At 68.8% G+C, this 20,529-nt stretch carries 17 protein-coding genes; 12 read left to right on the top strand and 5 right to left on the bottom strand.

Annotated features, from left to right (window positions below; genetic code table 11):
- Positions 1-70 precede the first annotated feature (70 nt).
- The 3 genes from ACFV6H_RS06970 to ACFV6H_RS06960 form a co-directional block, all read right to left on the bottom strand.
- On the bottom strand, positions 71-757 hold the full coding sequence (locus tag ACFV6H_RS06970) for an endonuclease (RefSeq protein WP_385539347.1): 687 nt from the start codon (positions 755-757) through the stop codon (positions 71-73).
- A 105-nt stretch (positions 758-862) separates the two neighbouring features.
- On the bottom strand, positions 863-1,762 hold the full coding sequence (locus ACFV6H_RS06965) for a hypothetical protein (protein ID WP_384975104.1): 900 nt from the start codon (positions 1,760-1,762) through the stop codon (positions 863-865).
- Positions 1,759-2,769, bottom strand: coding sequence for an SPFH domain-containing protein (locus ACFV6H_RS06960; protein WP_385539344.1), 1,011 nt, complete (start codon positions 2,767-2,769; stop codon positions 1,759-1,761). The genes ACFV6H_RS06965 and ACFV6H_RS06960 overlap by 4 nt, the downstream gene beginning before the upstream one ends.
- Before the next feature lie 234 nt (positions 2,770-3,003).
- Here ACFV6H_RS06960 and ACFV6H_RS06955 point away from each other — a divergent pair, with 234 nt between their 5' ends.
- Positions 3,004-3,573 (top strand): DoxX family protein, encoded by a 570-nt coding sequence (locus tag ACFV6H_RS06955; RefSeq protein WP_385539342.1) that lies wholly within the window; start codon positions 3,004-3,006, stop codon positions 3,571-3,573.
- Positions 3,574-3,627: 54 nt separating this feature from the next.
- Here ACFV6H_RS06955 and ACFV6H_RS06950 read toward each other — a convergent pair whose 3' ends face one another.
- Positions 3,628-6,348: a carbohydrate-binding protein gene (locus tag ACFV6H_RS06950; RefSeq protein ID WP_384975101.1), complete on the bottom strand. Its 2,721-nt coding sequence runs from the start codon at positions 6,346-6,348 to the stop codon at positions 3,628-3,630.
- A gap of 433 nt (positions 6,349-6,781) precedes the next feature.
- On the opposite strand from ACFV6H_RS06950, the gene ACFV6H_RS06945 reads away from it, so the two are divergent.
- The 3 genes from ACFV6H_RS06945 to ACFV6H_RS06935 all read left to right on the top strand — a co-directional run bounded on the left by ACFV6H_RS06945 (position 6,782) and on the right by ACFV6H_RS06935 (position 8,516).
- Positions 6,782-7,327 carry a DUF6328 family protein gene (locus ACFV6H_RS06945; RefSeq protein WP_385539340.1) on the top strand — a complete coding sequence of 182 codons (546 nt, stop codon included), beginning with the start codon at positions 6,782-6,784 and terminating at the stop codon, positions 7,325-7,327.
- Positions 7,328-7,417: 90 nt separating this feature from the next.
- Positions 7,418-7,786, top strand: a complete 369-nt coding sequence (locus ACFV6H_RS06940) for a GNAT family N-acetyltransferase (RefSeq protein WP_385539338.1) — start codon at positions 7,418-7,420, stop codon at positions 7,784-7,786.
- A gap of 100 nt (positions 7,787-7,886) precedes the next feature.
- Positions 7,887-8,516: an aspartate/glutamate racemase family protein gene (locus ACFV6H_RS06935; protein ID WP_385539336.1), complete on the top strand. Its 630-nt coding sequence runs from the start codon at positions 7,887-7,889 to the stop codon at positions 8,514-8,516.
- Positions 8,517-9,056: 540 nt separating this feature from the next.
- Here ACFV6H_RS06935 and gndA read toward each other — a convergent pair.
- On the bottom strand, positions 9,057-10,499 hold the full coding sequence (gene gndA, locus ACFV6H_RS06930) for an NADP-dependent phosphogluconate dehydrogenase (protein ID WP_385539334.1): 1,443 nt from the start codon (positions 10,497-10,499) through the stop codon (positions 9,057-9,059).
- Between the two features lie 384 nt (positions 10,500-10,883).
- On the opposite strand from gndA, the gene ACFV6H_RS06925 reads away from it, so the two are divergent.
- From ACFV6H_RS06925 to ACFV6H_RS06890, 8 genes are all read left to right on the top strand, one after another.
- Complete coding sequence (locus ACFV6H_RS06925; protein ID WP_384975096.1) at positions 10,884-12,002, top strand: DUF1996 domain-containing protein; 1,119 nt, start codon at positions 10,884-10,886, stop codon at positions 12,000-12,002.
- A 111-nt stretch (positions 12,003-12,113) separates the two neighbouring features.
- A complete protein-coding gene (locus tag ACFV6H_RS06920) occupies positions 12,114-13,919 on the top strand; it encodes a discoidin domain-containing protein (protein ID WP_385539332.1) in 1,806 nt (601 codons plus the stop codon).
- Positions 13,920-14,380: 461 nt separating this feature from the next.
- Positions 14,381-15,142, top strand: a complete 762-nt coding sequence (locus ACFV6H_RS06915) for a DeoR/GlpR family DNA-binding transcription regulator (RefSeq protein WP_066949817.1) — start codon at positions 14,381-14,383, stop codon at positions 15,140-15,142.
- Positions 15,143-15,349: 207 nt separating this feature from the next.
- Entirely contained in the window at positions 15,350-16,729 is a 1,380-nt protein-coding gene (locus ACFV6H_RS06910) for an ABC transporter substrate-binding protein (protein WP_385539329.1), read from the top strand.
- Complete coding sequence (locus ACFV6H_RS06905; protein WP_385539327.1) at positions 16,726-17,709, top strand: carbohydrate ABC transporter permease; 984 nt, start codon at positions 16,726-16,728, stop codon at positions 17,707-17,709. The genes ACFV6H_RS06910 and ACFV6H_RS06905 overlap by 4 nt, the downstream gene beginning before the upstream one ends.
- Positions 17,706-18,605, top strand: a complete 900-nt coding sequence (locus ACFV6H_RS06900) for a carbohydrate ABC transporter permease (RefSeq protein WP_202450676.1) — start codon at positions 17,706-17,708, stop codon at positions 18,603-18,605. The genes ACFV6H_RS06905 and ACFV6H_RS06900 overlap by 4 nt, the downstream gene beginning before the upstream one ends.
- On the top strand, positions 18,605-19,594 hold the full coding sequence (locus ACFV6H_RS06895) for a zinc-dependent alcohol dehydrogenase family protein (protein WP_385539324.1): 990 nt from the start codon (positions 18,605-18,607) through the stop codon (positions 19,592-19,594). The genes ACFV6H_RS06900 and ACFV6H_RS06895 overlap by 1 nt, the downstream gene beginning before the upstream one ends.
- A gap of 38 nt (positions 19,595-19,632) precedes the next feature.
- Positions 19,633-20,529 (top strand): PfkB family carbohydrate kinase, encoded by an 897-nt coding sequence (locus ACFV6H_RS06890; protein ID WP_385539786.1) that lies wholly within the window; start codon positions 19,633-19,635, stop codon positions 20,527-20,529.

Here is a 20,529-nt window from a genome sequence, read left to right as displayed (position 1 = left end):
CGACGTGAAGGCGCCTTGCCGTGCGAGCAGTTGCACGGAGAGGCGCCTCATGTATGGCGGGCATGGCGGGCTACTGCGTTGTTTTCTGCGCTGTCTTCTCAGCCGCTTTCTTCGTCGTCGTTGCTTTCTTCGTCGTCCCGGTCCGTTCGAGAGCGGCTCGTACCATCGCCGCCGCGAAGACCGCGGGATCCGTGTGATCGGCCAGCCGCGCCAACGCCTTGGGCTCGTCGGGCAGTCCGCGCTTCCGCGCGCCCTGGAGAGTCTTCTTGTCCAGATACGGCGCGACCTCCGGCCAGATGCCCTGAACCTCGCGGAGAAAGATGTCCACACCCACGGGACCGAGTCCGGGCACCTCCCGCAGCAGCGACCGCAGCGTGCCCATGTCTCCGCCCGCCGCGTGGCGCAGTCGGCGCAGATCGCCGTGGTACTTGTCGAGCAGGAGCTCGGCGCCCACACCGAGCTGTGTCGAGGTGCGCTCGTCGTAACGGCGGTAGCCGCCGAGGCCCAGCGCGTCCACCCGCTGCTGCCAGGTGGCGTCCGCCATCCGGCGCGCGTCGCGGAAGCCGGCCTCCGAGAGCGCGCGGGAAGCCGCGACAGCGGTGTCGCTGCGGATACGCGCGCTCAACAGACAGGCCAGGACGAGCAGTTGGTAGAGCGGCTGAGGTGTGTTCCGCAGCTGGATACCCGCTTGATCGGCGTAGGTGCGGCCGTGGGTGGCGAGCAGTTTCCGTACGGTCTCGCGATCGCTGGTCTCCATCGCAACGCGCCTCCTCCGTCCGGCTGCCATCGCCGTATCGGTGCCCGTGCCCGCTCTCTCCATTGTGACGCGGTCCGACGGCGGTCGCACGCGTGTACGTGGCTCTCAGCCGAGCAGTCGCAGCGCCGTGGCGGATCTGCCCACCCGGACCGTCTGTCCCCAGGTCAGCTCCAGGGCGTCGCTCTCCATACCGTCCCCGAAGGCCACCAGCCGGTCGGACTCGACGGTGATCCGGAGCCGTTCCGTGGCGGTCAGCACGCCCTCCACCAGCGAGGTGCCGGTGACCGGGGAGGGCCAGGCCTCCCGTACGTACCAGATCAGTCTGGGCTCGGCGGGTCCCGGCAGCGGCGGTCCGCCGCCGCGCTCGCGCCGCAGTGAGCTCAGCCAGCCCGTGGCGCCCGTGCCGGTGCCGACCAGCACTCCGGACGACGCCTGGGCCTCGGCCGGGCCGTTCTCCTCGTCGGGACCGAGCCGGTAGCGGGCGGTCTGGTGGCCCGGCCGGCCGAGATAGATCTCGTTGAGCGCGAGCAGCCGCTGCGCGTCGTCGGTGACGGCCTCCACCATGGTCAGCTCGTCGACGGAGCCCGCGCCCGCGGTGGCCGCCCGCAGCAGCGCGGGCGCGTCGGCGGCACGATGGCGCACCAGTACACCGGGATTGCGTCCCGGATCCGTGTCGATGCCCACCACCGGCTGGCCCGACAGATACTTGGCGGCGTTGGCGACCAGTCCGTCCTGGCCCACCACGACCACCACATCCTCGGGCGCGAAGAGAAACCGGTCCAGATCCGCGCGCTCCACCCGGGCCTGCCGCCAGCGCAGCGGTATCGCGCCCGCCACCTCCGCCAGCGCCCGGCGCGCCCGGTGGTGCCGCTCCGCCACCTCCTCGACGGACCGGCCGCGCGAGGAGAGGAAGAAGGCGGCCTGGCCATGGGTGCCGTGCCGGGCGAGCAACTCCTCGTACTCACTGGTGCGGTGCACCAGCACCGCACGCGGCGCGAGACTCATGCCCCGTCCCGGCTCGGACCGCCCAGTCTGGCCAGCAGACCGGTGAGCACATCGGGGGAGAGCGTGACGCTCTCGACGCGCGGCAGATTCTCCGCGAGCCGGGTGGCGGCCAGCGCGTGCAGTGTGGCGGCCTCCACCTCGGCATGCACCCGCAGCCAGGCGGACTGGGCGGCGGCCCGTGCCTCGCCGGTCTCCCGCTCGGCCTCGGCCTTCGCCCTGGCCAGCCGTACGGTGCGCAGCGCCTCGGCCTCCGCCCGTACGGCATCGGCCGCGGCGCTCTCCTCGGCCTCACGACGGGCGTTGGCGCCCTGCTGCTCGACCAACCGCTCCTCCCTGCGGGCCAGTTCGATCCGGCTCGCGAGTTCGTTCTCGGCGATGGTCCGCTCGCGCTCGACGGCCACGGCCCTGCGCTCATAGGTGGCCCGGTCCGCCTCCTGCTGGATCTGCTCCCTGGCGGGAGTGCGCAGCGCGCGCTCCACCTCGGGCTCGGGACGTACGGCGACGACCCGTACCGCCACCACCTCGATCCCGGTGGCGGGCAGCCGCGGTTCCGCGCCGAGACCTTCGGATATCCGCTCGCGCACCGCCGCCACTCCGTCCGCGAGGGCCGCCGAGAGCGGCGTACGGGCCAGCACGTCCAGTGCGTGCTGCTGCGCGGTCTCGGTGAGCAGAGTGGCGATCTGCTCCAGCGGCGCGCCGCGCCAGACACCACTGTCCGGATCGATGGAGAAGTCGATACGGGCGGCGGCGGTGGCCGGATCGCTGATCCGGTACGTCACCGTGGACTGCACGGTGACATCCTGGAAGTCGGCCGTACGGGCATGGAAGGCCATCGCCAACTCGCGGTCGTCGACGGGCACTTCGGAGAGCGCGGCGGTCAGCGCCCGGAACCAGAAGCTCAGCCCCGGCCCGTCGTGGACGAGTCGGCCGCGCCGGTGGTGGCGGACATGGGCGGTCGGCGCGGAGCGGAGATGGCGCCGGCCGAGACGGCGTGTGATGTCGGCCATGGAAGGGCCTTCCTCGTTGATCTCTTCTTGTTTCTCTTCCTTCTTTTCGTCATGGCGACGATATCGAGTTCCTCTGCTTATCGTCAAGGTGACATAAGGAGTGGGCCGGCGCGCCGTGGCGACTCGTACGGCCCAGCAACGCTGACCTCCCGCCCGCCGCTCCGCCGAGAGTGGAGTCGTACGTCCCCGTACTCCTCGGCACGACTGACGCACCCACACACCCCGGAGCCCGCCATGACCTGTGTGAACCGACGCGACCTCGGACTGCTCACCCTGCGGCTCGGCGTCGGAGCCGTACTCGCCGCGCACGGCACCCAGAAACTCTTCGGCTGGTTCGGCGGCGGCGGGATCGACGGGACCGCCCAGGGGATGGAGGCCATGGGCTACCGGCCCGGCAGACCGAGCGCGATCGCCTCCGGACTCGCCGAGACCGGAGGCGGTGTGCTGCTGGCCCTGGGGCTCGCCACTCCGGCGGCCGGCGCGGCGGCGGCCGGCGGTATGGCGGGAGCGTCGGCGGTGCACGCGCCCAACGGATTCTTCAGTCAGTCGGGCGGATTCGAGTATCCGGGCCTTCTCGGCTGGACCGCGGCCTCCATCGGTCTGATGGGAGCGGGCCGCTACTCGCTGGACCATGTCACCTGTTACCGGCTCGACCGGCGGTGGATGGTTCCCGTCGCCTTCGCGGCCAGCGCGGCGGGCGCGGCGCTGGTCATCGGGAAGCGGGCCAGAGGCATGGCGGCGGCTGCCCGGGAGAGCGCCGAGGGCGCGCCCGCCGGAGAGGAGGGCGCGCCCGCCGGAGAGTGAGACGGGCGGTGACCGCCGCCGCGGCCACCGCCCTTTCCCATGCGCCTCTGACGGCTACGGAGTGATGCGGAAGGCGTCGATCATGCCGACCGCTGTGCTCCTGTTGACGATCCTGATGGTGTGCGAGCCCCGGGAGAGCCCCGATCTCTGCCAGACGGTCTGCTGGGCCTGCCGAGGGCCGGTGATCCTCAGATCGACCGTCGCCTGGAAGGCGTTGTCCAGATAGACGTCCACCGTTCCCATGTCACCGTTGCGTTCGGAGAGGTACTGGATCCCGGTGCCGGTGAAGGTGTACTGCGCCGTCGCTCCCACCGTGTTGCTGTGGTGGGTGTCGTCGTTGTAGTCGCCGTAGCCGCGGTTGGTCGTGAGGTACCAGTTGCTGTCGTAGGTCACCGAGGTGTTGTTCACCATCGGGTTGGGCGTCGAGCCGAGCCCGAGCGTGGAGTTGGTGCCGGCCAGGGACTTGGCGTCCTGGTTGGCCGTCCCGGTGAGCCGGGTGGAGGTGTACGAGCTGAGCGGCTTGGCGGTGCGCTCGACGACGTACACGGTGTTGGCCGTGGTGCTGAGCGCGAACTCGGCGGCGCTGGTGGTCAGTACGGTCGCGTTGTCGGAGACCCGGCGGACACGCACCTGCTGCGTGCCCCACGGGTTCACGATCCGGGTGCTGTTGCCGTACTGGCTCTTGACTCCCACGTACTTGATCTCGCCCGCCTCGCGCTCCGAGCTGACGAGGAAACCGCCCTTGGCCAGCAGGCTGAACTTGCCGACGAAGGAAGAGTCCGAGGGCACGGCCGGGAAGACCCGGATCTTGTCGTTGTACGACTGGAGCAGCGACTCGTTCGTCGCCGTCAGATGCACACCGAGATACTCGAAGACACCGTTGGTGTTGGCCGTCAGACCGTTCGGATAGTTCTGGTACTGGCGCAGCATGGTCTTCATGCCCTGGAACGTCTGGTCCCCGAGGCCGAGCCTGGCGGCCTGGACCGCGTCGTTCGCCCATACGTTGCCGTACGGGAACGGCCGGGCGTTCCAGGTGTTGATGGCCTTCTGCTGGTCCGGATAGCCGATTCCGGTGAGGTCGTAGGGCCAGACGATCTCGGCCGCCACATTCTCGTTGTTGCGTGTCTGGGATATCGGAGGCGTGTGCGGCAGATACACATTCGCGTCCGACGGATAGGCGATCAGATTGTCCAGGATCCGCTGCCACTGCGGACGGAGATCGGCGTCCAGACCGAGATCGGCGCCGGTCTGGATGGCCAGCGGGAACAGGGTGCGTACGGCGGCCAGATCGGTGATGGCGTTCGGCACGTTCCAGTAGGTCTCGTGCGAATTGGACGTGGCCACATAGTACTTGCCGGTGCCGCTGTCGTAGGAGAGCTTCGCCGCGTAGAACTTGGCGACCTCACGCATGAACGGATAGGCCGTGTTCCGCAGATAGTTGGTGTCGTTGGTGTACTTGGCCTGGAGATACATGTTGTACGCGGCTTCGGCACCGGTCGACCAGATGTTCTTGGTGTAGTCGCTGTTGACCGTGCCACGGGCGTTGCCGTCCCAGCCCATGGTCTCCGGCACCCAGATCCCGTCCACGTTGTATCTGGTCCGGGTGTACGCCTTGAGCGCGTCGAAGTTGCGGCTGTACAGCTTGTTGAACCCGGCGAGCAGATCGGGATGGTTGGAGGCCAGGAACGAGTTGTAGACGTCCCGTTGGTTCCAGTACCAATACGAATTGCTCCACTTCGTGGCGTCGCCGGTCGCCCGGAAAGTGCCGTTGATGAAGTGGAACGGATAGTTCGCGTATCCGCCGGCGGCGATCATATAGGTGCTGAGGTAGTACACATTCTCCATGTAGTCCGCTTCACGGGACCCGTTGGAGTACTGCACGAACGACTTCTCCCAGAACGCGTGCCACCAGTTGCGGTAGTTGTTCAGGGTGGTCGTGTATCCCGTGCCCTTCACCGAGTTCAGCGCGTTCTTGGCCTGGGTCACCGAGTTGTTGCCGGGAGCGTTGAGCCGGCTGCTGGCGGTGAACCAGATCGTGTAACTGCTGGACGGTGTGATCGTCAGCCGTACCTTCCGGCCGTCGACGACCTGAGCGGAGTACGCCGCGCCTTCCACGGTCGCCGCCAGGGTGTAGCCGAAGTTCTGCGGATCGGCCTGGCCACGGCTCAGTCCCGCGCCGGTGGAGTCGGCGTAGGTGGACACCGTCTTCCAGGTGTCGAGATTGGGTACGTCACCGCTGTTCCCGAGCTGACTCACATCCCACAGGCTCAGCTCCAGCGCGATGCTGGACACTCCGCCGCGTGTGTCGTCCACATGGATGCCCATCACCTCGGAGTTCGGTGAACCCATGACGGTGACGGTCCGGTTGTTGTCGTACTTGGTGGTGAGTGTTCCGTCGTACAGCGAGAGACGCTGCTGGTAGGTGGAGTACCCACTGTCCATCGCCGGAGTGGTGGCCAGATTGAGCAGCCCGCCGCCGAACGCGGTCTGCTGGGAGGTGTCGACGCCGGACACCTGCATGGACAGACCGTTGTTCTGCCATGCCATGGCACCGATACGGCCGTTGCCGACGGTCAGTCCGTGATCGGGATTGGTGTTGGGCCGGTTGTAGACGATGTCGTGCTTGGAGAGATAGCTCGCGTAGTCGACGTTCAGTGCGCCGGTCGCGTTGTTGAACGCGGCGTCGGTGGTCGACGCGGACGCCGGACCACCGGCGAGACCGCCCAGCAGACAGACGGCGGCGAGGACGAATACGACTATTCGGTTGGGTCTCATCGTGTGTCACTCCCACGAGTGGCAAGGGGGTGCCGAAAGGCAAGGAGGTGTGCGGGTTCGCGGTGGCGCGGGAACACCTGGTCGGCGCGGTGATCCATAAAGCAGCAAGCTGGTGACATGTTCGCAACATGCAGTGAACATCGGAGGTTTCAGGCCGTCAAGTAGCCGTGCAGAACTATTTCGCAGCCCTGTGCGCATATTGATCGGATCTCCATCGATACCGCAGCTGCGACCGGCCTCAGCGGACTTGCTGGGACGGTCTCGGCGGCCCGCTGCGGCCACTTGCCGTCCACCCGGTGGTACGAAGACCGGCCACGCGCTTACATGCGCATGCGGGACGAGGACGACGAGGACGGGGCACGAGGACGGGTCCGCCGGCGACGAGGACGGGTCCGCCGCCGGCGACGCCGTCGCAGCGTTCCCGAGGAGGGCCATGGCAGACGACGACGGACGGCCGGAGGACGAGAGAGCCGCAGCCGCAGAGGCAGCCGCAGCCGACCGGGCCCACGGCTTCGCGCGGCACGAGAGCCCGGAGGAGCGGGCGGACCGCCAGTGGGTCGAGATGCTCCAGGAAGTACGGGTCGCGCAGACGGGAGCGCAGATCCTCTTCGGCTTCCTGCTCAGCGTCGCCTTCACACCGCGTTTCGCGCGGCTGGGCTGGTTCGACAAGGACCTCTATGTGGTCACCGTGGTGATCGGGGCGCTGGCCACCGGCGCGCTGGTCGCGCCGGTCTCCGTACACCGCATGCTGGCCGGACACCGGCGCAAGCCTGAGCTCGTCCGTATGACAGGCCGGCTGCTCGGCACCGGCATCGCCCTGCTTGCCGCCGCCATCGTCTGCGCGGTACTCCTTCTGCTCCGCGTCGCACTGCAATCCGACTACGCCTGGGCCGTCGCGGCGGTCGTACTGGTGTGGTTCGCGTGCTGCTGGCTGGTCCTGCCGCTGGTCCTCAAACGCCGTCTGGAACGCGAGGGATGACAGCGCGAGGGATGACAGCCTGACGGTGGAACGATGTACCCGCGGGCCGAATCGGCCGCGCGCCACCAGGAGCAGGGAGAACCAACCGTCATGTCAGATCTCGACATCCGCGACAACCGGTCCGAGGGCCGTCTTGAGGCGTACGAGAACGGCCGGGCCGTCGGCTCCATCGTCTATTTCGCGATGGAGGCCACGGAGGAGTCGTCCGGTGCGCTGGTCGCGGTGCACACCGGAGTGGAGGAAGGGCACGAGGGCAAGGGCATCGCGGGAGCGCTGGTACGGGAGCTGTACGCGACGGCCGGGCGTGAGGGCGTGCCCGTCGTCCCGTTCTGCCCGTATGCCGCCCGGTGGGCCCAGCGCCATCCCGAGGAGGCTCCGGCGGCCCCGGACGATGTGGTCGAGAGCGCGAGGGAGCTGCTGAAGGCCGCGCAAGACGAAGGCAACGCGGCGGACGCCTGACGGTGTTCCCATCCTTCGGGCGGGTCCCTTCCGTCACTCTTCGTCCTGTCGGGCGAACATTGCCGGACTCGGCACAAGAGCAGGACCTAGCATCGCGATCATGCTGACTCTGCTGCATACCTCCCCGGTCCATGTCCCGGTCTTCGACGCCCTGCGGGACATGGACCATCCGGGACTCGTCCTGCGCCATGTCGTCGACGAGTCCCTGCTCACCAGGGCGCGGGCCGAGGGCCCGGAATCCGTGGCGGCCGATGTCGAGACCGTGGTCGCCGCCGCTGTCGCCGAGGGCTCGGCCGCCGTGCTCTGTACCTGCTCGACCATCGGTGAGGTCGCGGAGAAGACCGGCGCGGCGCTCGGCGTGCCCGTACTGCGGGTCGACCGGCCGATGGCGGCTGCCGCTGCCGCGGCCGGCCGGGTTGTCGTGGTCGCCGCTCTGGAGAGCACACTGGAACCGACGGCCGCGCTGATCCGCCAGGAGGCGGCCGGGCGGCCGGTCGATCTGCGGATGGTGCTGGTCGAGGGCGCCTGGGAGCGCTTCGAGGCGGGCGATCGGGACGGCTATCTGAACGCGGTGGCCGCCGCGGTGGACGCGATCACCGGCGCGGATGTCGTCGTGCTGGCCCAGGCCTCGATGGCCGACGCGGCCGACCGTACGACCTGTGGTCTTCCGGTCTTCTCCAGCCCGCGCCCGGGACTGAACGCGGCGGCTGCCGCGGCGGCGGCGATCTGACGGCGGAGGCGGCGTATCCGGCGCGTACAGGAGCGCGTACGACGCGTAGGAGCCTTAGCTCGTACGCCGTAGCGCGTACGGCGTGTGCCGGCTGCCCACGGGCGTTCCGACGCCGCCCGTGGGCACCGTCCGCAAGGCGCTTGCGTGCGTCCGGCTCGTACCGGGTCCGATCATGCGTGGACCCGGCGCGCGTGGGCACGCGCAGAGGGAGAGAGTGATAACGCACGACGCCCGCACCATGGAGGCAAGGCCATGACCAGCCCGAACCCGGACCCCGTTCACCCCGATCCGGTAACGCCCACACCCACTCCGCCGCCCGGCCTGCCGGGCCCCGGCGGCCCGGATCCGGTGCCGCCCGGTCCACCACCCATGCCCACACCGCCGCCGCACCCGACACCGCCGCCGAGCCCCACGCCCATGCCTCCGCCGGACCCGATCCCGAGCCCGCCGCCGGGCCCCGACCCCGTACCGGGGCCGGAACCGGAGCCCGCGCCCGGGCCGCTCGGCTGGATCCGCTAGACAGGACCTGCCAGACAGGACCTAGTCGGTCGAGACCTCCGAGCGGTCGCCGCCCCAGAGGGTGTGGAACGAGCCCTCGCGGTCGGTGCGCCGGTAGGTGTGCGCGCCGAAGAAGTCCCGCTGTCCCTGGGTGAGCGCGGCGGGCAGCCGCTCGGCGCGCAGCGCGTCGTAGTACGAGAGCGCCGCGGCGAAGCCCGGCGTCGGTACTCCCTGGTGCACGGCCGTGGCGACCACCGCGCGCCAGTCCTCCTGCGCCGCGCCGATCTCCTCGGCGAACTGCTTGTCGGAGAGCAGGCTCGGCAGTTCGCGCTGGGTGTCGTAGGCCTCGCGGATCCGGTCGAGGAACGCGGCCCGGATGATGCATCCGGCCCGCCAGATCGCGGCGACCGAGCCGAGGTCGATGTTCCAGTCGTACTCGTCGCTGCCCGCCTGGATCTGGTGGAAGCCCTGGGTGTACGAGACGATCTTCGACGCGTACAGCGCCTGCTCGACCTGGTCGGCGAAGCGCGCCGCGTCCGCCTCGGAGAGCGCCGCCGCCGTCGGGCCCGGCAGCGAACGGGAGGCCTCGCGCAGCCCGGCGTGGCCGGAGAGCGAGCGGGCGAAGACCGCCTCGGCGATACCGGAGACCGGGACGCCCAGATCGAGGGCGATCTGTACGGTCCAGCGGCCGGTGCCCTTCTGCTCGGCCTGGTCGGTCACGATGTCCACGAACGGCTTCCCGGTCGCCTCATCCGTATGGGCGAGCACCTCGGCCGTGATCTCGATCAGATACGAGTCCAGCCGGCCCGTGTTCCAGGACCTGAAGGTCTCCGCGATCTTCGCGGGGGAGTAGCCGGCCACGGACCGCAGCAGGTGGTACGCCTCCGCGATGAGCTGCATATCGGCGTACTCGATGCCGTTGTGCACCATCTTCACGAAGTGGCCCGCGCCGTCAGGACCGATATGGGCCACGCACGGCGCGCCGTCGGGCGCCTTGGCGGCGATCCGCTCCAGCAGCGGGCCGAGCGAGGCGTACGACTCGACGGAGCCGCCCGGCATGATGCTCGGCCCGTGCAGCGCGCCCTCCTCGCCGCCCGAGATGCCCACACCGACGAAGTGGATACCGCGCTCGCGCAGCTCCTTCTCCCGGCGCCGGGTGTCGGCGAAGTGGGCGTTGCCGCCGTCGATGATGACGTCGCCCTCCTCCAGCAGCGGTGCGAACTCCTCGATCACCGCGTCGGTCGGAGCACCGGCCTTCACCATGATGATCAGCCGGCGGGGCCGCTCCAGCGCCGCGACGAAATCCGCCGCGGACTCCGCGGGGACGAACGTGCCCTCATCACCGAACTCCTCCACCAGGGCACGGGTCTTGGACGCGGTGCGGTTGTGCACGGCGACCGTGAAGCCGTTGCGGGCGAAGTTCCGGGCGAGGTTGCGGCCCATGACCGCGAGCCCCGTGACACCGATCTGGGCAGTTCCACTCATGTCGTGTGCTCCTGGATATCCGTAGGATGCGCCGTGCGCCGCCGGTAGGTCCCGCTGGGGAGCGGTACGTACCGCCGGACACGGCCGTTCATCAGTCGTCAAGCGGGCCCGGAGCTCATGCATTCCGGACCTGACGCATCGTGCCGTGTTCTGAGCGCCAGCGCGAGACGAGGACGGCAGGCGTCGACCGGGCTTCGTTCACAAAGTATTGACACCCTCTCAGCGGCGGCGTAACACTGACAGCGCTTTGGAGAGCGCTCTCCCGCAGTGATCCCGGCTTCTTCACCGGCTGCGGGCCCGGCTCTCCGCGGTGCACCTTCCAGCTCCACTTCCCCCCACCGCACCCTCCGACGGGTGCGGCTGAAGAGCGGCATGGAGGTCCGCATGGCCGAAAGATTGCGCAGTTTTCGCAGTACCGCACTGGTGTCCGCGTTGCTCGTCGCCACCGCCCTCGCTCTGGTGGCGTTCGGGCTCATCGCGATCCCGGACACCGCCACCGCCGAGGCCACTCCCCGGGCGGCAGATCCGCCCGCGGCGGCCAAGGCGGCCCACGCAGGACACCGGATGGCCCCGGCGGTCCCCGTACCGTCCGGCGACGATCCCGACGGAGACGGCTATATTCCGGCCAATCCGCCCGTGACCGGTGTCGTGCCGTCCGACCAGATCCCGCCGACCCGCTATTTCCACGAGTTCCAGGCGAACTGTTCCGTCACACACACCCGGCCGGACGACCCGATCGTCTACCCGGGCCAGCCGGGCAAGTCGCACGACCACACCTTCATGGGCAACAACACGACCGACGCGAACAGCACCACGGCTTCGCTGAGCGGCGGCGGCACCGCGTGCAAGGCGCCCGGTGACAAGTCCGCGTACTGGATGCCGACGCTGTTCAACGGCAACACCGCGGTCAGGCCGGTCGGTCCGCAGACCATCTACTACAAGTCGGGCGTCACCGACTACCGTTCGGTGCGGCCGTTCCCCAAGGGACTGCGTTTCGTCGTCGGCAGTCCGCTGCAGACCGCCGAGCAGTTCCGCAACCACCGTGGCTGGGTGGAGGGCTGGGAGTGCGGGGACAGCTACAAGAACACCGAGATCCCCGCGTCCTGCCCGGCCCGGCCGGATGTCCAGCTCAATCTCCGTTTCCAGGCGCCGAGTTGCTGGGACGGAAAGTATCTGGACACACCGGACCACCAGAGCCATATGGCCTATCCGCGAGCGCAGGGCGCCAACCAGGACGTCTGCCCGCCCTCGCATCCGGTGGCGCTGCCGATGATCGAGTTCAAGATGGCCTGGCCCGTCAACGGTGATATGTCGCAGGTCAGGCTGGCGAGCGGAGTGGGACACACCTTCCACTACGACTTCTTCAACGCCTGGGACGACCGCACGCTGAACGCGCTGGTCCAGCACTGTGTCGTCGGCGGGCTCCAGTGTGATGCCCGTGGGTACGACCAGAATCACCCAGACGCGGGCGCCGCGCTCAACGCGAATTACGAACTGCCCTGATCCGGGCCGCTCTTCCGCGGAGGTGGACCGTGCCTCTGCGGGAGAGCGCTCTCCCGTTCTCTCGTCACTCGCTCTCCCACCCGCACCGCCACCCCGAGGAGACAGCACGCCATGCACCGAGCACCCGCACATCGACCACCCGCACACCGGCGAGCCGCGCGGCTCGCCGCCGTTCTGCGCCGGGCCGCCGGAATCCGGCGCGCGGCGCCGCTCGCCGTCGCCGCCCTGTTCGGGGCCTGTCTGGTGGCCCTTCCCGCGCCCGCCGCGCACGCCGCCGGCAGCGTCGTCAAGGTCACCGGAGCGCAGGGCAACTGGCAGCTCACCGTCGACGGAGCGCCGTACCAGGTCAAGGGCCTGACCTGGGGACCGGCCGTGGCCGACGCGGCGCGGTACATGCCCGACGTGAAGTCGATGGGCGCCAATACCGTACGGACCTGGGGCACCGACGCCAGCAGCGCACCGCTCTTCGACGCGGCGGCGGCCAACGGCGTCAAGGTCATCGCGGGCTTCTGGCTCCAGCCGGGCGGCGGCCCCGGGAGCGGTGGCTGTGTCAACTATCTGACGGACACCACGTACAAGAACAATATGCTCGCGGAGTTCCCGCGCTGGGTGGAGACCTACAAGAACCACCCGGGCGTGCTGATGTGGAACGTCGGCAACGAATCCGTCCTCGGTCTCCAGAACTGCTACAGCGGCGACGCGCTGGAGCAGCAGCGCAACGCGTACACGACCTTCGTCAACGACATCGCGAAGCGGATCCACGCCGTCGATCCCAACCATCCGGTGACCTCGACCGACGCCTGGACGGGCGCCTGGCCGTACTACCGGCGCAACGCGCCCGACCTCGATCTGTACGCGGTGAACTCGTACGGAGACGTCTGCAATATCCAGAAGACCTGGCAGGACGGCGGCTACACCAAGCCGTACATCGTCACCGAGGGCGGTCCGGCCGGTGAGTGGGAGGTCCCGAACGACGCCAACGGCGTGCCCGACGAGCCCGCCGATCCCGCGAAGGCCGCCGGTTACACCAAGGCTTGGGGCTGTATCACCGGTCACCGGGGAGTGGCGCTCGGTGCGACGCTCTTCCACTACGGCACCGAGTACGACTTCGGCGGCGTCTGGTTCAATCTGCTTCCCGCGGGCCAGAAGCGGCTCTCGTACTACGCGGTGAAGCGCGCGTACGGAGGAGACACCTCCCGGGACAACACACCGCCGGTGATCTCCTCGATGTCGGTCGACGGAGCCGCCTCGGTGCCCGCGGGCCGGGAGTTCACCGTCCGCGCCTCGGTCACGGACCCGGAAGGCGATCCGCTCTCGTACCAACTGCTGCTCGGCGCCAAGTACGTGGACAACTCGGGCCAGTTGAACGACACGGCCTTCACCGCCCTGGGCAACGGCACCTTCCGGCTGGTCGCGCCCGAGCGGCTCGGTGTCTGGAAGGTCTATGTCAAGGCGAGCGACGGCAAGGGCAATGTGGGCATCGAGACCAAGTCGTTCAAGGTGGTGCCGCCGCCGGTCACCGGGACCAATGTCGCCCGTGGCAAGCCCGCCACGGCGTCCTCGGCGCAGGCGGGCGGTACGGGCTGTCCCTGCCCGGCCGGCAACGCGGTCGACGGCTCGTTCGACACCCGGTGGGCGAGCGACTGGAGCGATCCGCAGTGGATCCAGGTCGACCTCGGCCAGAAGACGGCGTTCCGCCATGTCCAGCTCGCCTGGGAGACCGCGTACGCCAAGGGCTACACCGTCCAGACCTCCGACGACGGACAGAACTGGGCCACGCTGAAGACCGTCACCGACGGCAATGGCGGGATAGACGACCATGACCTGGCCGGAAATGCCCGCTATGTCAGGATCAATGCGACCGTGCGAGGGACCGGCTGGGGTTACTCGCTCTACGAGTTCGGCGTCTACAACTGATCCGGGCGTCTGACCCGGACGCTTGACCTGGACGTCTGACCCGGACGCCTGACCCGGACCTCTGATCCGGGCGCGGCCCGGTTCACCTGATCCGCCCGCGCCGTCTCCTCCCCGCCGGCGGCGCCGGACGGCACTCCGACGGCGGGCCATGGACACTCCATGGCCCGCCGTTGGATTTCCCGTCCCGCGACGGGCTGCCGTATGACGGTTCCGATTGCGGGAAAAGCGTGTACCGCACCGGGCGCCGAACGGGCGCACGGCGGGCATCAATCGGGCAGTGATCCGGGCAACAGTCATCCCGATCACTGCGGTGATCAGCGCAAACACTCTTCCCGAAACGGGCATGAACGGGCACAGTCGATGCTGTGAAGAAGCTGGTCGCAGCCGGTCTCTTGCTTGTACAAACGACGCATGAGCCCGAACGGGTGCTGAGCCGCAGCAAAGCAGGGAAGTGTGTTGTCGTGGACACCGACGAGCGCCGACGAGAAATCCTTGAGATCGCCCGACGAGACGGGTCGGTCGAGGTCACCGCCCTGGCCGGGAGACTTCAGGTCGCCAAGGAGACCGTCCGCCGCGATCTGCACGCCCTGGAGGAACACGGGCTGGTGCGACGCACCCACGGCGGCGCCTACCCGGTGGAGAGCGCCGGATTCGAGACCACCCTCGCGGTACGGACCACCCGGCTCGTACCTCAGAAGTCCCGGATCGCGGCGGCTGCCGCCGATCTCCTCGGCGACGCGGAAACGGTCTTCGTCGACGAGGGCTTCACTCCTCAGCTCGTCGCCGAGGCGCTGCCCAGGGACCGGCCGCTGACCGTGGTCACCGCCTCCCTCGCGGTGGCGACGGCGCTCGCCGATGCCGAGAAGATCGCCGTATTGCTGCTCGGTGGCCGGGTCCGTGGCTCTACGATGGCCACGGTCGACCACTGGACCACCCGGATGCTCGCCGAGTTCGTCATCGATCTGGCGTACGTCGGAGCGAACGGCATATCCCGCGAGTACGGCCTCACGACTCCCGATCCGGCGGTCAGCGAGGTCAAGGCCCAGGCCATGCGGAGCGCGCGCCGCCGGGTCTTCGCCGGGATCCACACCAAATTCGGCGCGGTCAGCTTCTGCCGCTTCGCCGAGGTCGGTGACTTCGAGTCGATCGTCACGGACGCCGGCCTGCCCTCGGCCGAGGCCCAGCGCTACTCGCTGCTCGGGCCGCAGGTCATCCGCGTCTGATCCCGTCCCGCTCCGCCCGCTTCCGTTCCGCCCGTATGCGTCCCCTCGCATCCCGTTCCGTCCCGCCCGCCGGGCACCCGTCCTTCATTTCGTACCCGTAACCGCCTTCGGATATCCGTCACACCCTCCATCCCCTCCAGCAACTCTGGTGCCTTCTCGTCCGGCACCTCTGAGTCTTCCCGCATCGAACGATCAGGAGAGAACGTCATGCCACTCCTTCCCCTCCAGCAACGGCGCTTTGGTGGAAGCAACGGAATCCGGGTACGTGTGGGCGCGAGCGCCGCACTGATGGCCCTGCTCGCCGGGTGCAGCGGTGCGGGCGGCACCTCCTCCTCGGGCGGTGACACGCTCAATGTGCTCATGGTGAACAACCCGCAGATGGTGGAGCTGCAGAAGCTCACCGCGGACAACTTCACCAAGGAGACCGGGATCAAGGTCAACTTCACGGTCCTGCCGGAGAACGACGTACGCGACAAGATCACCCAGGACTTCTCCAACCAGGCCGGTCAGTACGACGTCGCCACCATCAGCAACTTCGAGGTCCCGTTCTACGCGAAGAACGGCTGGCTGCACCCGCTCGACGAGTACTCCGCCAAGGACAAGGCCTTCGACCAGGGCGACATACTCAAGCCGCTCCAGGAGTCCCTGACCGCCGAGGACGGCAAGCTCTACGGCGAGCCCTTCTACGGCGAGTCGTCCTTCCTGATGTACCGCAAGGACGTCTTCGCGGCGAAGAACCTCACCATGCCCGCGAAGCCCACCTGGCAGCAGGTCGCCGACCTCGCCGCCAAGGTGGACGGCGCGCAGGAGAACATGAAGGGCATCTGTCTGCGCGGACTGCCCGGCTGGGGCGAGGTCATCGCTCCGCTGACCACCGTCGTCAATACCATGGGCGGCACCTGGTTCACCAAGGACTGGGAGGCACAGCTCACCTCGCCGGAGTTCACCAAGGCCACCCAGTTCTATGTCGACCTGGTACGCAACCACGGCCAGGCCGGTGCTCCGCAGTCCGGCTACGCCGAGTGCCTCAACAACATGACGCAGGGCAACTCGGCCATGTGGTACGACGCCACCGCGGGCGCCGGATCGCTGGAGGCCAAGGGCTCGCCGGTCAAGGGCAAGATCGGCTATGTGCCGGCTCCCGTGGACAAGACGGAGAGCTCGGGCTGGCTCTACACCTGGGCCTGGGGCATGCAGAAGGCCTCCACCAAGACCGAGAGCGCGTGGAAGTTCATTTCCTGGGCGTCCAGCAAGGAGTACGAGAACCTCGTCGGCGAGCAGATCGGCTGGGCCAACGTCCCCGCGGGCAAGCGCGCCTCGACATACGCCAACCCCGACTATCTGAAGGACGCGGCGGCGTTCGCCGAGGTCACCAAGGAAGCCATCGCCACCGCCAACCCGCGTGACCCGGGCACCCAGCCGCGCCCGACCGTTGGCATCCAGTTCGTCGACATCCCGGAGTTCACCGATCTGGGCACCAAGGTCTCGCAGGAGATCAGCGCCGCCATCGCGGGCAAGAAGTCGGTGGCCGAGGCGCTGAAGACCTCGCAGGCGCTCGCCGAGAAGGTCGGCAAGGAGCAGCAGTGAGCACCTCCGTCAGTACATCTCCGCTCTCCCCGGCCGGCGCGTCGCGCCCCGGCGCCCCACGGCGCGCCGGCCGGAGGGCCTCCGGCCGGGCCCGCGCCTGGGCCACCCGGGCCCCGCTGCTGCCCGCGCTCGTCTTTCTGATCGCGGTCACCCAGCTGCCCTTCGTGGCGACGCTGGTGATCTCGGTCTTCGACTGGAACTCGCTGGCTCCCGACGAGCGCGGCTTCGCCGGACTCGCCAACTACGGCTCCGTGTTCTCCGACGCGAGCCTGCGGGAATCGGTGTTCACCACCGTCCTGCTCACCGCGAGCGTCGTGATCGCCAGTGTGATCCTCGGACTGCTGCTGGCCCTGCTGCTGGACCGCAAGTTCTTCGGCCGCGGCTTTGTCCGTACGCTGCTGATCACGCCGTTCCTGCTGGTCCCGGTCTCGGCGGCGCTGCTGTGGAAGCACGCGCTCTACAACCCCGAGTACGGTCTGTTCAACGGTGCCTGGGCCTGGTTCACCGGACTCTTCGGAGTGAGCAGCCCGGCCCAGCCGGACTGGATCTCCGACATGCCGCTGATCGCGGTCGAGGCGGCTCTGGTGTGGCAGTGGACGCCGTTCATGATGCTCATCCTGCTCGCCGGACTCCAGAGCAGGCCGGCCGAGATCATCGAGGCCGCGAAGCTGGACGGCGCCACCACCTGGCAGACCTTCCGCTATCTGACACTGCCGCATCTGCGCCGCTATCTCGAACTGGGCGTCCTGCTCGGCTCGATCTACATCGTGCAGAACTTCGACGCGGTCTTCACCCTCACCTCGGGCGGGCTCGGCACCGCGAACCTCCCGTACACCATCTACCAGACCTTCTACCAGGCTCACGAGTACGGACTGGCCTCCGCCGCCGGAGTCGTCGTCGTGATCGGCACGATCGTGATCGCGACCTTCGCCCTGCGTGTGGTCTCGTCCCTCTTCAGTGAGGAGGCGAACCGCGCATGAGTACCCTCTCGGCCCCGCACGCGGCACCGGTCGCACGCCCCAGGATCGATCCGTACGCGCCCGCCGCCAAGCGGGCCAGGCGGCGCTCCGCCGGGCTCGGTCTGCTGGCCTGGATCGTCGGAATCGTCTTCTGTCTGCCGGCGCTCTGGATGCTGCTCACCTCCTTCCACTCGGAGGCGGACGCGGCGACCAATCCGCCCTCCTTCGGCGCGGGACTCACACTCGACAGCTACCGGGTCTTCTTCGGCGCGGGAGGCGGCGCGAGCCCCTGGCCGCCGCTGATCAACTCCCTGACCGCGTCACTGTTCTCCACGGTGTTCGTGCTCGTCCTGGCGCTTCCCGCGGCGTACGCGCTCTCCATCAAGCGGGTGGAGAAGTGGACGGACGTGATGTTCTTCTTCCTCTCCACGAAGATGCTGCCGGTCGTCGCCGGACTGCTGCCCGTGTATCTCTTCGCGAAGAACACCGGCATGCTGGACAACATCTGGCTGCTCGTCATCCTCTACACCTCGATGAATCTGCCGATCGCGGTCTGGATGATGCAGTCCTTCCTCGCGGACGTCCCGGTCTCCATCATCGAGGCGGCCCAGGTGGACGGCGCCCGGCTGCCGACCGTGCTGGCCCGGGTGGTGGCACCGGTGGCCGCGCCGGGCATCGCGGCCACCGCCCTGATCTGCTTCATCTTCAGCTGGAACGAGCTGCTCTTCGCCCGGGTGCTCACCGGGGTGACGGCCCAGACCGCACCTGTTTTCCTGACGGGCTTCGTCACCAGCCAGGGGCTCTTCCTCGCCCAGCTCTGCGCGGCGTCCGTCGTTGTCTCCCTGCCGGTGCTCGCAGCCGGTTTCGCCGCCCAGGACAAGCTGGTCCAGGGCCTTTCTCTTGGAGCTGTTAAGTAATGAGGGCAGCGATCGTCGAAGCCGTCGGCCAGGTCTCCGTCACGACGGTGCCCGATCCCACCCCGGGCCCCCGGGATGTGGTCGTTTCCGTCGCGTCGTGCGGCCTGTGCGGCACCGATCTGCACATTCTCCAGGGAGAGTTCGCACCCACCCTGCCGATCGTGCCCGGCCATGAGTTCGCCGGTGAGATCGTGGAAATCGGCTCCGACGTCACTGAACTGGCCGTGGGCGACAAGGTGGCGGTCGATCCGTCGCTGTACTGCCACGAGTGCCGCTACTGCCGGGCCGGGCGCGGCAATCTGTGCGACCGGTGGAACGCGATCGGTGTCAGCAAGCCGGGCGGCGCCGCCGAGTACGCCGTCGCGCCCGTCGCCAACTGTGTCAAGCTGCCCGACCATATCGACGTACGGGACGCGGCGCTGATCGAGCCGCTCTCCTGCGCGGTCCGCGGATACGACGTCCTCAGCTCCACGCTCGGCGCCGAGGTGCTGATCTACGGTTCGGGCACCATGGGACTGATGATGCTCGAACTCGCCAAGCGCACCGGCGCCGCCGTTGTCGACGTCCTGGACATCAATCCGGAGCGGCTGGCGACCGCCGGCAAGCTGGGCTGTTCGCGTACCGCCGCCTCGGCGGAGGAGTTCGACCGGCCGGGCGGCTGGGACTTCGTGATCGACGCCACCGGCAACGCGGGCGCCATCCAGGACGGTCTCGGCCGGGTCGCCAAGGGCGGCACCTTCCTCCAGTTCGGCGTCTCCGACTACGCGACGACCGCGGTCATCGAGCCGTACCGCATCTACAACCAGGAGATCACCATCACCGGCTCCATGGCGGTGCTGCACAGCTACGAGCGGGCCGCCGCGCTCTTCGCCACCGGAGTGCTCGATCCGGCGGTCTTCATCAGCGACCGGATGCCGCTGGAGGAGTACCCGCAGGCGATCGAGCGGTTCAAGGCGGGCCAGGGCCGCAAGATCGTGGTGGAGCCGTGAGCAAGGAGCGGCCGGTCCGCCCGGGCGCCGTTCTGGTGATGGGCGAGGCGCTCATCGACCTCGTACCGTCGCCGCAGGAGCCGGCGGCCTACCGCGCCGAGCCGGGCGGTGCTCCGGCCAATGTCGCGGCGGGACTCGCCAGGCTCGGCACACCGAGCTGGTTCGCGGGCGCGCTCGGCGGCGACGGCTTCGCGCGGATGATCGAGCAGCGGCTGGTCTCGGCCGGTACGGAGCTCGGTCTCTGCGCGCGCTCGGAGCTGCCCACCACGCTGGCGGTCGCCGATCCGGGCCCGGACGGCACCAGTTACCACTTCCATCTCCAGGACACGGCGACCTTCCGGCTGCCGGACCACGCGGGCGAGGTGGACCGGTTCGCCGCGGTGTACGCGGGCGGTGTCGCGGCGGTCGTCGAACCGGCCGCCGAGGCCGTCGCGTCCACCGCGCGCGCCGCCGCCGCGCGCTCCCTGCTGGTGGTGGATCCCAATGTGCGCGAGGACCGGACGATCGATCCGGAGACGGGCGGGCGGCGGCTGCGCGAGCTGTGCTCGCTGGCCCAGGTGGTCAAGGCGAGCGACGAGGATCTCGTACGGCTCTGGCCCGGCACCGATCCCGACGAGACCTGCCGGCGGCTGGCGGCGGAGGGCAGGCTCGTGGTGGTCACCCGTGGCGCCAAGGGCAGTACCGGATACGCGGGCTCCGCGGAGCCGGTGTCCGTGCCCGCGGTGCCGGTCGAGGTGGTCAACACCATCGGCGCGGGAGACGCCTTCATGTCCGGTGTTCTCAACTGGCTGACCACCACCGGCGCGCACCGGGACGGCGGCGCATCCGCGCTGTCGCGTGACCAGGTGACACGGATGCTGGGCTATGCCTCCGAGGTGGCCGCCTCGGTCTGCGCCCAGACCGGTACGGAACCCTCAATACCCGCCAGTATCTGA

It is taken from the genome of Streptomyces sp. NPDC059743 (assembly GCF_042732975.1).
Lineage (GTDB): Bacteria > Actinomycetota > Actinomycetes > Streptomycetales > Streptomycetaceae > Streptomyces.
Note: the sequence above shows the minus strand (reverse complement) of the source record. Positions and strands in the feature narration are given on the sequence as shown.